The organism is Halomonas sp. ABH4_019, from assembly GCF_056159885.1.
On the sequence record NZ_JBSWWC010000002.1, the window covers coordinates 445,198 to 459,054 of the forward strand.

Consider the following 13,857-nt stretch of genomic DNA (forward strand, 5'->3'; position numbering starts at 1 on the left):
TAACTCGCACCGATGGTGGCGCGACCTCTGTCTGGACCAGGCTGGCGGCAGCGACTGGCGAAGGGCTACGCGAACACGCTGTGAACCCTTCCCTGGGCGCTCCATTCTTCATCCCTGAAGAATGAGGTTCGCTTATCCCTCCGCCAGCCTTAGCGCTTCAGGCTGCTTCAGTCCACCTGCGGGCGCATGGCCGGGAACAGCAACACGTCCCGGATCGAGGCGCTGTCGGTCAGCAGCATCACCAGCCGGTCGATGCCGATGCCCTCCCCGGCGGTGGGCGGCAGGCCGTATTCCAGGGCGCGCACGTAGTCGGCGTCGTAGTACATGGCCTCGTCGTCGCCGGCCTCCTTCTCGGCCACCTGGGCGGCGAAGCGCTCGGCCTGGTCCTCCGCGTCGTTGAGCTCCGAGAAGCCGTTGGCGATCTCGCGGCCGCCGACGAAGAACTCGAAGCGCTCGGTAACGAAGGGGTCGCTGTCCTTGCGACGCGCCAAGGGGCTGACCTCGGTCGGGTAGTCGGTGATGAAGGTCGGCTGCTGGAGGCGATGCTCGACGGTCTTCTCGAAGATCTCGATCTGCACCTTACCCAGGCCCCAGCCATCCTTGACGTCGATGTCCAGGCGCTCGGCGATCTGGCGCGCGGCGCTCTCGTCGGCCAGCGACTCGGCGTGGATGTCCGGATTGAACTCGAGGATGGCGTCGAACACGCTGAGCCGGCGCAGCGGCTGGCCGAAGTCGTATTCGTAGGTCTCCAGCACCTCGCCCTCGGCGTCACGCACGGTGTTGGTGACCACGGTGGTGCCCAACACTCGCTGGGTGACCTCGCGCAGCATGGCCTCGGTGAGATCCATCAGGTCCTGGTAGTCGGCATAGGCCTGGTAGAACTCGATCATGGTGAACTCGGGGTTGTGCCGGGTCGACAGCCCCTCGTTGCGGAAGTTGCGGTTGATCTCGAAGACCCGCTCGAAGCCGCCCACCACCAGGCGCTTGAGATAGAGCTCGGGGGCGATGCGCAGGTACATGTCGATGTCCAGCGCATTGTGGTGGGTGATGAAGGGCCGAGCCGTGGCGCCGCCGGGGATCGGCTGGAGCATCGGCGTCTCGACCTCCATGAAGCCCTGGTCCTCGAAGAAGCGGCGCATGGCGCTGATGACCCCGGCGCGGGCCTGGAAGACCTCGCGGGAATCGGGGTTCATGATCAGGTCCACGTAGCGCTGGCGATAGCGGGCTTCCATGTCGGTCAGGCCGTGGAACTTGTCGGGCAGCGGGCGCAGGCTCTTGGTCAGCAGCTGCGCCTCTTCCATCATCACGTAGAGATCGCCCTTGCCCGACTTGTGCACCGGCCCACGCCCGGCGACGATATCGCCGATGTCCCAGCCCTTGATGTCCTCGAGCACGTCCGCCGGCAGGCCTTTCTTGTCGACGTAGAGCTGGATCTGGCCGCTGGCGTCCTGGATGACGATGAACGGCCCGCGCTTGCGCATGATGCGCCCGGCCACGGCCGCGGGGCGCGCCAGCGCCTCGAGCTCGGGCTTGTCCTTGTCGCCCAGCTCGGCGGCCAGTTCGGCGGCGGTGCTGTCACGACGGAAGTCGTTGGGGAAGGCACTGCCGCCGTCGGTGGCGGCGCGCTCGCGGCGCTCGGCCAGCTTGCCGCGGCGCTCCGCGATCAGGTGGTTCTCGTCCTGGGAAGTGTCCTGGTTAGCCATGTCGCTACCTGTGAAGAATGGGCTACGGGCCACGAGCAACGGGCCGCGAGCGATGAAAGCTGGTTGCCCGCCGCTCGCGACCCGTCACCCGACGCTAAGGGCTATAGGCCTTGTTTGAGGCTCGCCTCGATGAACTGGTCCAGATCACCATCCAGCACCTTGTCGCAGCTGCTGGACTGCACGCCGGTGCGCAGATCCTTGATGCGCTGGTCGTCCAGCACGTAGGAGCGGATCTGGCTGCCCCAGCCGATGTCGGCCTTGGAGTCCTCGGCGGCCTGCTTGGCCGCGTTGCGCTTCTCCATCTCGTGCTCCCACAGCTTCGCCTTGAGCTGTTTCATGGCGAAGTCGCGGTTGGCGTGCTGGCTGCGCTGGCTCTGGCAGGCCACCACGATGCCGGTCGGCTCGTGGGTGATCCGCACCGCCGAGTCGGTGGTGTTGACGTGCTGACCGCCGGCGCCGCTGGAGCGATAGGTATCGGTGCGCAGGTCCGCCGGATTGATCTCGATCTCGAAGCTGTCGTCCACCTCCGGCGACAGGAACACCGAGGCAAACGAGGTGTGGCGACGGCCGCCGGAGTCGAACGGGCTCTTGCGCACCAGGCGGTGGACGCCGGTCTCGGTACGCAGCCAGCCGAAGGCGTACTCGCCCTGAACATGCACCGAGGCCGACTTGATGCCCGCCACCTCGCCGGCGGAGAGCTCGGTGATCTCGGCCTTGAAACCGTGATGCTCGGCCCAGCGCAGGTACATGCGCAGCAGCATGTTGGCCCAGTCCTGGGCCTCGGTGCCGCCGGAGCCCGCCTGGATGTCGAGATAGGCGTTGTTCTCGTCCATCTCGCCGGAGAACATGCGCCGGAACTCGAGCTTCTCGAGGCTGGCCTGCAGCCCGGAAAGCTCGCGCTGGACCTCCTCGACGGTGCCCTCGTCCTCCTCCATCTCGGCCAGCTCCAGCAGGTCGGCGCTGTCGGCCAGGCCCTGGTCCAGCTCGTCGATGGTGGACACGATCGCCTCGAGGGTCGCCCGCTCCTTGCCCAGCTTCTGGGCATAGTCCGGGTCGCTCCAGACGTTGGGATCCTCGAGCTCGCGGGTGACTTCCTCTAGCCGATCCTTCTTCTCGGCATAGTCAAAGATACCCCCTCAGGACATCTGTCCGCTCAGACAGGTCCTTGATGAGGTGGTTGATCGGATTGGTTTCCAGCATGGGGTTCGCCTGAATCCAAGAGAGATGAGGCGCGCGCCGACGGCATGGCGTCGGCGGCGGAGAAAAGACGCACATTGTAGCGAAATGCACCGCCTCCGACCATCCCGCCGCGGGCACCACCGCGGGGGTATCGAATTCGTGGATAAGCCCATGCGCAATTTCAAATGGACCCCGTTCGGGGTCTCGGCGAAGGTGAGGAACAGCCGTTTAGCACTCGAACGACTCCAACAACCACAAGCCAAGGAGTGACTCATGCGCAAGACGCGCCTTTTCGCCGGCAGCCTGCTGCTGGCCTCCGGCCTGGCCGCCTCTCCCCTCCAGGCCGACACCCTGCGCCTCGCCATCATGGGCGAGCCCGCCTCCCTCGACCCCCACAAGATCAGCGGCACCTGGGAGAACGACGTGGTCGGCGACCTCTTCGAGGGGCTGGTCACCGAGGCCGCCGATGGGGAGCGCATCCCCGGCGTCGCCGAGTCCTGGGAGGTGTCCGAGGACGGCACCACCTACACCTTCGCGCTGCGCGAGGACGCCGAGTGGTCCGACGGCTCCCCGGTGACCGCCGGCGACTTCGTGTTCGCCTTCCGCCGCATCCTCGACCCGGCCACCGCTGCCAGCTATGCCTACCTGCTGTATCCGGTGAAGAACGCCGAGGCGGTCTACGACGGCGAGGCCGAACCCAGCGCGCTGGGCATCGAGGCCCTGGACGAACGCACCCTGCGCATCACCCTGGAACGCTCCACCCCCTACTTCCTCGACCAGCTGGCCCACTACACCGCCTACCCGGTGCCGCAACACGTGGTGGAGGAATACGGCGACGACTGGTCCAAGCCCGAGCACATGGTCTCCAACGGCGCCTTCGCCCTGCAGGACTGGCAGTCCCAGACGCGCATCGAGGCCACGCGCAACCCGCACTTCCACGACGCCGAGAACGTGGCCCTCGACGAGGTGGTGTACTTCCCCATCGAGGAGCGCAACACCGCCCTCAACCGTTTCCGCGCCGGCGAGATCGACATCGCCCGGGAATTCCCCACCCAGCAGTACGACTGGCTGCAGGAGAATCTCCCGGACGCCGTGCAGGTAGCGCCCTATCTCGGCATCTACTACTACGCGCTCAATGTCCGCGACGGCCATGCCACCGCCGACGAGCGGGTCCGCGAAGCGCTGAGCCTGGCGGTACGCCGGGAGGTGATCACCGACCAGATCCTCGGCACCGGCGAGGAGCCCGCCTACAGCTTCGTGCCGCCGGACGTCGCCCACTACGAGGCGCCCAGGGCCGACTTCGCCGACATGAGCCAGGACGCGCGCCTGGAGCGGGCCAAGGCCCTGATGGAAGAGGCCGGCTATGGCCCGGACAACCCACTGGCGCTGCAGCTGCGCTACAACACCAGCGAAGACCATCGCAAGGTGGCGATCGCCCTGGCCGCCATGTGGAAGCCGCTGGGCGTGGAGGTGGAGCTCTACAACTCCGAGGTCGCCGTGCACTACGCCGACATCCGCCAGGGCGACTTCGACGTGGCCCGGGCCGGCTGGATCGGCGACTACAACGATGCCCAGAACTTCCTGAGCCTGCTGGAGAGCGGCGTCGCCAACAACTACGGCGCCTATGGCGACGACGAGTTCGACGCCCTGATGGATCAGGCCGCCGAGACCCAGGACATGGACGCCCGCGCCGCGCTGATGGCCGAGGCCGAGGCCCTGGCCCTGGAGGACAGCGCCACCCTGCCCCTCTACTACTACGTCTCCCGCAACCTGGTCAGTCCCGAGCTGACCGGCTGGCAGACCAACATCGAGGATATCCACCGCTCGCGCTGGATCGACTTCGAGAACTGAGTCACGCCTCCTTCACCTAGCGACGGCCCCGGGAACCCCCGGGGCCCGAGGGTTCCCCATGCTCCGCTATACCCTGAAGCGCCTGCTGCTGGCGATTCCGACGCTACTCATCGTCATCACCCTGTCGTTCTTCCTGATGCACCTGGCCCCGGGCGGCCCCTTCGACGGCGAGCGCCAGCTGCCGGCGGAGATCGAGGCCAACCTGCTGGCCACCTACCACCTGGACGAGCCGGTGTGGAAGCAGTACCTGATCTACATGGGCGACCTGCTCCGGGGCGACCTCGGACCGTCGTTCAAGTACAAGGACTTCACCGTCACCGAGCTGGTCGCCCAGGGCTTTCCGGTGAGCCTCGAGCTGGGGCTCTGGGCCATCGGCCTGGCCCTGCTGATCGGCCTGCCGCTGGGGGTGATCGCCGCCCTGAAGCGCAACTCCACCGTCGACTACCTGGTGATGGGCACCGCCCTGGCCGGCGTGGCCATCCCCAACTTCGTCATCGCCCCGCTGCTGGCGCTGGTGTTCGGCGTCTTCCTGGCCTGGCTGCCGGTGGGCGGCTGGAACGACGGCCACTGGAAGAACCTGGTGCTGCCGGTGGTGGCGCTGTCGATCCAGCAGATCGCCTACATCGCCCGGATGATGCGCGCCAGCATGATCGAGATCCTCGGCAGCCATTTCATCCGCACCGCTCGGGCCAAGGGCCTGGCGGAGACCGAGGTGATCCGGCGCCACGCCATGCGCCCGGCGATGCTGCCCGTGGTCTCCTACCTGGGCCCGGCGATCGCCGGGATCATCACCGGCTCGGTGGTGATCGAGCAGATCTTCGGCATTCCCGGCATCGGCCGCTACTTCGTCCAGGCCGCGCTCAACCGCGACTACACCCTGGTGATGGGCACGGTGGTGTTCTACGGCGCCCTGATCGTGCTGCTCAACCTCCTCGTCGACCTGATCTACTCGGCCCTGGACCCGCAGATTCGCTATGACGACTGATACCGCTGTCTCGACCCCCGATATCGCCGGCGACAGCCTGGCCCGCGAGGCCTGGCGCCGGCTCAAGCAGAACAAGGCCGCCACCACCAGCCTGGTACTGCTGGCACTGGTCACCCTGGCGTGCATCGCCGGCCCATGGCTGACCCCCTGGGCGCTGGATGAGGTGGACTGGAACGCCATCCTCACTCCGCCGAGCCTGGGCGACGGCCACTACGCCGGCACCGACGCCAACGGTCGCGACCTGCTGACCCGAGTGCTGCATGGCGGTCAGGTGTCGCTGTCCGTGGCACTGGTGGCCACCTTCGTCTCGCTGGTCATCGGCGTGCTCTACGGCGCCGTCGCCGGTTACCTGGGCGGGCGCGTCGACAACCTGATGATGCGCTTCGTCGACATCATGTATTCGCTGCCGTTCATGTTCCTGGTGATCCTGCTGATGGTGGTGTTCGGCCGCAACATCCTGCTGATCTACGCCGCCATCGGCGCCGTGGAATGGCTGGACATGTCGCGCATCGTGCGCGGCCAGGTGCTGGCGCTGAAGCGTCGCGAGTTCGTGGAGGCCGCCCATGCCCTGGGCGTGCGCAGTCACAAGATCGTCACCCGCCACCTGATCCCCAACGCCATCGGCCCGGTGATCGTCTACGTCACCCTCACCGTGCCCAAGGTGATCCTGCTGGAGAGCTTCCTGTCGTTCCTGGGGCTCGGCGTGCAAGAGCCGCTGACCAGCTGGGGCGTGCTGATCAGCGAGGGCAAGGACATGATGGAGACGGCCCCCTGGATGCTGCTGGTGCCCTCCGCCTTCCTGGCGGTGACCCTGCTGTGCCTCAACTTCCTGGGCGATGGGCTGAGAGATGCCCTGGACCCCAAGACACGCTGATGGAAGCACCGATTTATTGCTGCGCTCGCGTAGTTGAGACAAAGAGCTGGCCCCCGGCGGGGCCGAAGCGTCGGACCGTCGCAATCCTCAATGCGCAGCCAGTCAAGACTGGTTGCTGCGCGCCGGCGGTAACCAACCTCTCTTCGCTCGCAACATAAATCGGCACTCCCATGTCACGCACATGAGCGATACCAGGAGTGAAAGATGACAACCCCATTGCTCGAGGTCGACGACCTGTGCGTCGACTTCACCCTGCCCCACGGCACCGTTCCCGCCGTCAAGCGCGTCAGCTACCACATTGAGGCGGGCGAGACCCTGGCCCTGGTCGGCGAATCCGGGTCGGGAAAGTCGGTATCCTCCACCGCCGCCATGGGCCTGCTGCCCGACCTGGCCAGCACCCGCGGGGCCATCCGCTTCGAGGGCGAGGACCTGCTGGCCGCGACGCCGAAACGCCTGCGTCGACTGCGCGGCAACGACATCGCGATGATCTTCCAGGAGCCGATGACCTCGCTCAATCCGCTGCATCGCATCGGCCGCCAGATCGCCGAGGCGCTCGAGCGCCATCGCGGCCTCAAGGGACGCGCCGCCCGGGCGCGAGTGCTGGAGCTGCTCGGCCAGGTCGGCATTCCCGAGCCCGAGCGACGCCTCTCCAGCTACCCCCATGAGCTCTCCGGCGGCCAGCGACAGCGGGTCATGATCGCCATGGCGCTGGCCTGCGAGCCCAAGCTGCTGATCGCCGACGAGCCGACCACGGCGCTCGACGTCACCGTCCAGGCGCAGATCCTGGCCCTGCTCAAGGACCTGCAGCACCGCTACGGCATGGCCATCCTGTTCATCACCCATGACCTGGGCCTGGTGCGCCACTTCGCCGACCGGGTGTGCGTGATGCGCCAGGGCGAACTGGTGGAAAGCGGCGAGACCCGGGCGCTGTTCGAGGCCCCCCGTCACGCCTATACGCGGATGCTGATCGACGCCGAGCCGCGGGGCCGCAAGGCAGCGGTGCCCGAGGACGCCCCCATGCTGCTCGAGGCCCGTGACGTGCGGGTGCGCTTCCCGCTCGGCAAGCGGCTGTTTCGCCCTGTGGAATATTTCGAGGCGGTACGCGGGATCGACCTGGCGATTCGCCGGGGACAGACGGTGGGCATCGTCGGCGAATCAGGCTCCGGCAAGTCGACCCTGGGGCGCGCCCTGCTGCGACTGCTCGACAGCCGCGGCGACATCCGCTTCGATGACGCCGCCCTGAGCGGCCTGGACAGCACCGCCATGCGCCCGCTGCGCTCTCTGATGCAGGTGGTCTTCCAGGACCCCTTCGGATCGCTGTCGCCGCGCCTGACGGTCGGCGAGATCGTCGGTGAGGGCCTGAAGGTTCACGCCCCCGAGCTCTCCGCCCGGGAGCGCGATGCCCGGGTCCAGGAGGCGCTCGGCGAGGTCGCCCTCGACCCGGCGATGCGCCGCCGCTATCCCCACGAGTTCTCCGGCGGCCAGCGCCAGCGCATCGCCATCGCCCGGGCCCTGGTGCTCAAGCCCGAGTTCCTGCTGCTCGACGAGCCCACCTCGGCGCTGGACCGCTCGGTGCAGGCCACGGTGATCGCGCTGCTGCGCGACCTGCAGGCCCGGCATGGCCTGACCTACCTGTTCATCAGTCACGACCTGGCCGTGGTCCGCGCCCTGGCCGATACCGTACTGGTGATGAAGCAGGGCGAAGTGGTCGAACAGGGCGACACCCAGGCACTGTTCGAGGCGCCGCGAGAAGCCTATACCCGTGAACTGATGCGCGCGGCCTTTATCGACGCCGAGGCCGCCTGAGCGCGCCGCGAGCTCCGCGCATGAAAAACCCCGGCCGAGGGCCGGGGTACAGGACATCGCGAGGCGAGCCGCCGCTAGAAACGATAATCCATCGACAGCGCGAAGACGTCGGCCTCGACCTCGTAGGTGCCCGAGAGGTTGCCGCGGGTGGCGTTCTCGTTGGTCGGGGTCGCATCCTGGTCCATGTCGACGTCGTCGCCGAAGATGCGCAGGTAGCCGGCGGTGATGCCCAGGTTCTCGGTGGGCTGGTAGGTGGCGCCGATGGACGCCCAGCGACGGTCGGCGTCCGGCACCCGCGGGGTACGGTGCTCGGCGTCCGGTACCGGCGTCTCGTCGACCCCCAGGCCCGTGCGCAGCAGCCACTGCGAGTTGAGCTGGTAGTTGGCCCCCACCGAGAAGGCCCAGGTATCGTTCCAGTTCTCGGTGGTCCGGCTCTCGCTGCCGTCGTCGAACTCCACCAGCAGCTCGTCGAAGCTGCTCCATTCGGTCCATTCGGCGTTGGCCATCAGCGTCAGGCGATCGGTCAGCCGGTGGTTCACCCCCAGGTTGAAGTTCGCCGGGGTGGTCAGGTCGGCGGAGCCGCCCATGTCGGACACCTGGCCGGCGGCGATGGCGCCATCGGAGAGCGGATCGGTGCCCTTCACGTCCAGGTCACCCTCCAGGGTCAGGTCGATCTCGGAACGATAGCTGACCCCGACGCGAGTCCGCTCGGTGGCCTGGAAGAGTGCCCCCAGGGTATAGCCGTAGCCCCAGTCGTCACCGGTGAGCTCGCCGATCACGTCGTTCTGGCCGGGCATCGCCCCCGGCACGCCCTGGGCGGCCGCGCCAGCGCCGAAATCGATGGCGTTCGACAGGGTGGCATCGGCATATTGCGCGCGCAGGCCGACCGCCAGATTGAGTCGCTCGCTGGCCCGATAGTTGAGGGTCGGCTGGAAGTCGATCGTCTTCAGCTCGGTCTCGATGCCGTGATAGCGACCGATCCAGTCCTCGTCGTACTTGGTGGCCAGGCCGTAGGGCGAGTGGATCGCCAGACCCAGATCGAAGCGCTCGTCGAGCTGTGTCTTGATGGCGAAGCTCGGCACCACCGCCGATTCGCCCCCTTCTCCCGAAGCATCGGACGCATAGGGCATGCCGAGCACGTTGGACGCCTCGGCGTCCTGCAGCTCGAAGGAGGCATCGATATAGGACACGCCGCCGGCCACCTGGCTGCCATCGATGTTGCCGATGGCGGCCGGGTTGTAGGCCATGAAGCTGACGTCCTCGGCGCCGGCGGCGGCGTTGGAGAAGGCGTTGGCCAGGGTCTTGGCGCTCTGCTCTCGGACCTGGAAGCCGGAGGCGGCGGCCTGGCCGGCCGCCAGGGTCGCGGAGGCCAGGGCGATGGCGACGGTGAGCGTGCGGGGCTTGTTGTGCATGGCGCTGGGCATCCTTTCTCGATGGCTGTTGTTGTGACTGTTGTAATGATGAGTCGGGTGATGACGCGGGTGCTGACGACAGTGTTTGCCGAATCTTCCGGCGGGTTCAAGGCCAAACGTTCGTTTTAATCCCATTTTTGCTAATACTTTGGTATGAGGGCAACGCCTTGTCCTGCGGCATCAATAAGTTAGCACTTTTCTCCGAAGCCTTCGGAGAGGCCGAACGAGGCGCTTGACCTGAGTGTTACCCAAAGGTTTTACACTGCGAGCAGATCCCGATTCAGGAGACGCTCCATGAAGGTCAGCGAACTCGCCCGCCAGGCCGGCGTCACCGCCGAGACCGTGCGGCACTATACCCGGGAAGCGTTGTTGCACCCCGAGCGCGATCCGAGCAACGGCTATCAACTCTTCGACGACACCGACCTGCGCCGCCTGCGCTTCATCCAGCGGGCCCGCACCCTGGGGTTCGGCGTCACCGAGATCCGCGAGATCCTCGAACAGTCCGACCAGGGCGACTCACCCTGCCCGCTGGTCCGCGACCTGCTGGCCCATCGCCTGCCGGAGATTCGCGCGCGCATCCGCGAGCTCGAGGCCCTGGCCGGACGCATGGAGGAGGCGCTGGCGGCCTGGGAGCACCTCCCGGATGGCACGCCGGACGGCCATAGCCTGTGCCGGCTGATCGAGAGCTTCCCCGAGCCGCTGGAGTCGTCGCCGCGAGAAGCATCGCCCAGGGAGGCATCGTCATGAGTACCTCGTCCATGCGACGCGAACGCCACATTCCCGCCATGCGCTGCCAGGGCTGCGTCAAGCGCATGCGCGAGGCCATCCAGGCCCAGGACGCCGAGGCCGAGGTGAGCGGCACGCCGGCCGAGCATCGTCTCGAGGTCGTGAGCGCGCTGAGCGACGCCGAGCTGGACCGGGTGCTGGCGGACGCCGGCTATCCACCCGAGACGTCGTCCATCGAGCCGGGCGCCGCGACCGAGCCTGCCCCCGAGCCCGCGCCGGAAACCACGCCGGCGCCGCAGGCCAACAGCCATAGCGAGGGTGACGACGATGGCGCGACCACCCTGCGCCTCTCCATCACCGGCATGACCTGCGCCGGCTGCGTGAAGAGCGTCCAGCAGGCGCTGGAGCGCACCCCGGGCGTCGCCTCGGCCACGGTCAATCTCGGCAACCACACCGCCCAGGTGCGCAGCAGCGCCGACACCCAGGCGCTGATCGACGCCGTGGACGCGGTCGGCTACGGCGCCGAGCCGATCCTCGACCTGCGCCAGGCCGAGAAGGTACGCGCAGAGCGCGACGCCGTGGAGTATCGCCGCCGGATGCGCGGCAGCGCCCTGTCGCTGGCGCTGGCCGTGCCGCTGATGGTCAGCATGTTCGTCTATCATCCCCAACCGCTCGGCGCCGGCCGGTGGTTCTGGCTGGTGGTGGGCCTGCTGACCCTGGCCGTGATGGCCGGCCCCGGCCGGCACTTCTTCCGCAACGCCTGGAAGAACCTGCGCCATCACCAGGCCAACATGGACACTCTGATCGCCATGGGCACCGGCACCGCCTGGCTCTATTCCATGGCGGTAGTGGCCTTCGCCGAGGCCCTGCCCGAGATGGCCCGCGGCCTCTACTTCGAGGCCTCGGCGATGGTGATCGGCCTGGTGCTGCTGGGCAACGCCCTGGAGCTGAAGGCCAAGGGCCGCACCAGCGACGCCCTGCGCCGCCTGCTCGACCTGCAGAGCCGCACCGCCCGGGTGATCCGCGACGGTCAGGAGTGCGAGGTCGACATCGACGAGGTGCGCGAGGGCGACCGGCTGCGCGTGCGCCCCGGCGAGCGCCTGCCGGTGGACGGCAAGGTGATCGAGGGCGAGAGTCACCTCGACGAGTCCATGCTCACCGGCGAGCCCGCCCCGGTGGCCAAGGCGGCCGGCGACGAGGTCAGCGCCGGCACCGTCAACGGCCAGGGCGGGCTGGTCTATCGGGCCACCCGCGTGGGCGCCGACACCCGGCTCGGCCGCATCACCGAGCAGGTGGCTCGCGCCCAGGCCTCGCGGCCGCCCATCGGCCGGCTCGCCGACACTATCTCCGGCATCTTCGTGCCGTCGGTGATGATCATCGCCGTGCTCACCGCGCTGGTCTGGTTCAACGTCGGCGCCGAGCCGCGCGTGCTGCACATGCTGGTCACCGCCAGCACGGTGCTGATCATCGCCTGCCCCTGCGCGCTGGGCCTGGCCACGCCGATCTCCACCATGATCGGCGTCGGCAAGGCCGCCGAACACGGCGTGCTGGTGAGAAGCGGCGAGGCGCTGCAGACCGCCAGCCGTCTCACCACCCTGGTGGTGGACAAGACCGGCACCCTGACCGAGGGCAAGCCGAGGCTGACAGAGGCCGAGGTCCTCGCCGGCGACGAGCAGGAGGCGCTCGGCTGGGTGGCGGCGCTGGAGCGCGGCTCCGAGCACCCGCTGGCCAGCGCCCTGCTCGCCCATGCCGAGGCACAGGGCGCCGCGGCCGCCGAGATCCGCGACTTCACCAGCGTGACCGGCGGCGGCGTGCGCGCCGGCACGCCCGACGGCCGCACGCTGCTGCTCGGCAACGCCCGGCTGCTCGAGGAGGCCGGCGTCGACCTCACGCCCGGCAAGGACCGCGTCGACGCGCTCGAGGGCCAGGCACGCACCGTGGTCCAGTTGGCCGTCGACGGCCGGCTCGTCGCCCTGTTCGGCGTCAGCGACCCGCTGCGTGCCGATGCCCGGGAGGCCGTCGCACGCCTGCGAGACGAAGGGCTGAGCATCGTGATGCTGACCGGCGACAACGCGCACACCGCCCGCGCCATCGCCGACGAGGTCGGCATCGACGAGGTCCGCGCCGGGCTGCTGCCCGAGGACAAGCACGCCGAGATCGAGCGGCGTCAGGCCAACGGCGAGACGGTCGGCATGGTCGGCGACGGCATCAACGACGCCCCGGCGCTGGCCCGCGCCGACGTCGGCTTCGCCATCGGCCAGGGCACCGACGTGGCGATCGAGAGCGCCGGCATCACCCTGATGCGCGACTCGCTGCACGGCGTGGCCGACGCCATCGCCATCAGCCGGGCGACGCTGACCAACATCAAGCAGAACCTGGTGGGCGCCTTCGGCTACAACGTGCTCGGCATCCCCATCGCCGCCGGCGCCCTCTATCCGCTGACCGGCAGCCTGCTGTCGCCGGTCATCGCCGGTGCCGCCATGTCGGCCTCCTCGATCACCGTGGTCGGCAACGCCAGCCGCCTGCGCGCCTTGCGCCCCAGGCACGCCGGCGCGTCATCCACCGGAACACCTTCCACCCACCAGCAGGAGGTCTCCCCATGAGCTGGATCGTCAATCTCGCCGGCCTGGCGCTGATCGCCCTGATCGCCTGGTGGTTCTGGGGGCCGACTCGCTGACGCCTGCCCGACGAGGCCGCCCGCGGCCTCAAGCACGAGACTGCTAGGCTGATAACCAGGAGGCCAAAGGGAGCAAGCCGAATGCCCGAACTCAACGGGGTACTGGAGACGGCCCTCTACGTGGAGGACATGGCACGGGCCCAGACCTTCTTCGAAGGCGTGATGGGCCTCACGCCCTTCACCGCGGACCATCGTTTCACCGCCTTCGACGCCGGGGCGGGCTCGGTATTGCTGCTGTTCCTGAGCGGCGAGACCCTCCAGACGGTGGTCCTCCCCGACGACATGGGGACCATTCCCCCCCACGATGGCAGCGGCCGGGTACACATGGCCTTCGCCATCGCCGCCGGCGATCTGGCGGCCTGGGAGAGCCAGCTGCGCGACCACGGCGTCGCCATCGAAGGTCGCACCCACTGGCCGCGGGGCGGCGAGAGCCTGTATTTCCGCGACCCCGACGGGCACCTGCTGGAACTCGCCACCCCCGGGGTATGGCCGACTTACTGAGACCGCTCTCGGGAGAGCCCGCTCTCTATCCGACCGAGCCCCCGACGGCCACCTGCTGGAACTCGCCACCCCCGGGGTATGGCCGACTTACTGAGACCGCTCTCGGGAGAGCCCGCTCTCTATCCGACCGAGCCCCCGACGGC

10 protein-coding genes are annotated in these 13,857 nt (G+C 68.2%); 7 read left to right on the forward strand and 3 right to left on the reverse strand.

The window, feature by feature from the left end; translation table 11 throughout:
* Positions 1–167: 167 nt before the first annotated feature.
* Together lysS and prfB are read right to left on the reverse strand one after the other, a co-directional pair.
* Complete coding sequence (gene lysS / locus ACXAFN_RS09200) at positions 168–1,703, reverse strand: lysine--tRNA ligase (protein ID WP_474988146.1); 1,536 nt, start codon at positions 1,701–1,703, stop codon at positions 168–170.
* A gap of 101 nt (positions 1,704–1,804) precedes the next feature.
* Positions 1,805–2,903, reverse strand: a protein-coding gene (gene prfB / locus ACXAFN_RS09205) for a peptide chain release factor 2 (protein ID WP_474988148.1) whose coding sequence is annotated in 2 segments (ribosomal slippage) — positions 1,805–2,827 and positions 2,829–2,903 — 1,098 coding nt in all. Because the reading frame shifts where the segments join, the coding sequence is not laid out codon by codon here.
* Between the two features lie 252 nt (positions 2,904–3,155).
* Between prfB and ACXAFN_RS09210 the strand changes: the two genes are divergently transcribed.
* The 4 genes from ACXAFN_RS09210 to ACXAFN_RS09225 all read left to right on the forward strand — a co-directional run bounded on the left by ACXAFN_RS09210 (position 3,156) and on the right by ACXAFN_RS09225 (position 8,398).
* Positions 3,156–4,733 (forward strand): peptide ABC transporter substrate-binding protein, encoded by a 1,578-nt coding sequence (locus tag ACXAFN_RS09210; RefSeq protein ID WP_474988149.1) that lies wholly within the window; start codon positions 3,156–3,158, stop codon positions 4,731–4,733.
* Between the two features lie 58 nt (positions 4,734–4,791).
* The gene (gene oppB, locus ACXAFN_RS09215) at positions 4,792–5,718 is read left to right on the forward strand and encodes an oligopeptide ABC transporter permease OppB (RefSeq protein ID WP_474988151.1); all 927 of its coding nucleotides are present in this window, start codon (positions 4,792–4,794) and stop codon (positions 5,716–5,718) included.
* Entirely contained in the window at positions 5,708–6,592 is an 885-nt protein-coding gene (locus tag ACXAFN_RS09220) for an ABC transporter permease (RefSeq protein WP_474988152.1), read from the forward strand. The genes oppB and ACXAFN_RS09220 overlap by 11 nt, the downstream gene beginning before the upstream one ends.
* A 204-nt stretch (positions 6,593–6,796) precedes the next feature.
* On the forward strand, positions 6,797–8,398 hold the full coding sequence (locus tag ACXAFN_RS09225) for an ABC transporter ATP-binding protein (RefSeq protein WP_474988154.1): 1,602 nt from the start codon (positions 6,797–6,799) through the stop codon (positions 8,396–8,398).
* A gap of 74 nt (positions 8,399–8,472) precedes the next feature.
* Here the strand turns inward: ACXAFN_RS09225 and ACXAFN_RS09230 are convergent, their stop codons facing one another.
* Entirely contained in the window at positions 8,473–9,810 is a 1,338-nt protein-coding gene (locus ACXAFN_RS09230; protein ID WP_474988156.1) for an OmpP1/FadL family transporter, read from the reverse strand.
* A gap of 294 nt (positions 9,811–10,104) precedes the next feature.
* Between ACXAFN_RS09230 and ACXAFN_RS09235 the strand changes: the two genes are divergently transcribed.
* From ACXAFN_RS09235 to ACXAFN_RS09245, 3 genes are all read left to right on the forward strand, one after another.
* The gene (locus tag ACXAFN_RS09235) at positions 10,105–10,557 is read left to right on the forward strand and encodes a MerR family transcriptional regulator (RefSeq protein ID WP_474988158.1); all 453 of its coding nucleotides are present in this window, start codon (positions 10,105–10,107) and stop codon (positions 10,555–10,557) included.
* On the forward strand, positions 10,554–13,139 hold the full coding sequence (locus ACXAFN_RS09240; RefSeq protein WP_474988160.1) for a heavy metal translocating P-type ATPase: 2,586 nt from the start codon (positions 10,554–10,556) through the stop codon (positions 13,137–13,139). The genes ACXAFN_RS09235 and ACXAFN_RS09240 overlap by 4 nt, the downstream gene beginning before the upstream one ends.
* Positions 13,140–13,294: 155 nt before the next feature.
* On the forward strand, positions 13,295–13,714 hold the full coding sequence (locus tag ACXAFN_RS09245) for a VOC family protein (RefSeq protein WP_474988162.1): 420 nt from the start codon (positions 13,295–13,297) through the stop codon (positions 13,712–13,714).
* Positions 13,715–13,857 lie beyond the last annotated feature (143 nt).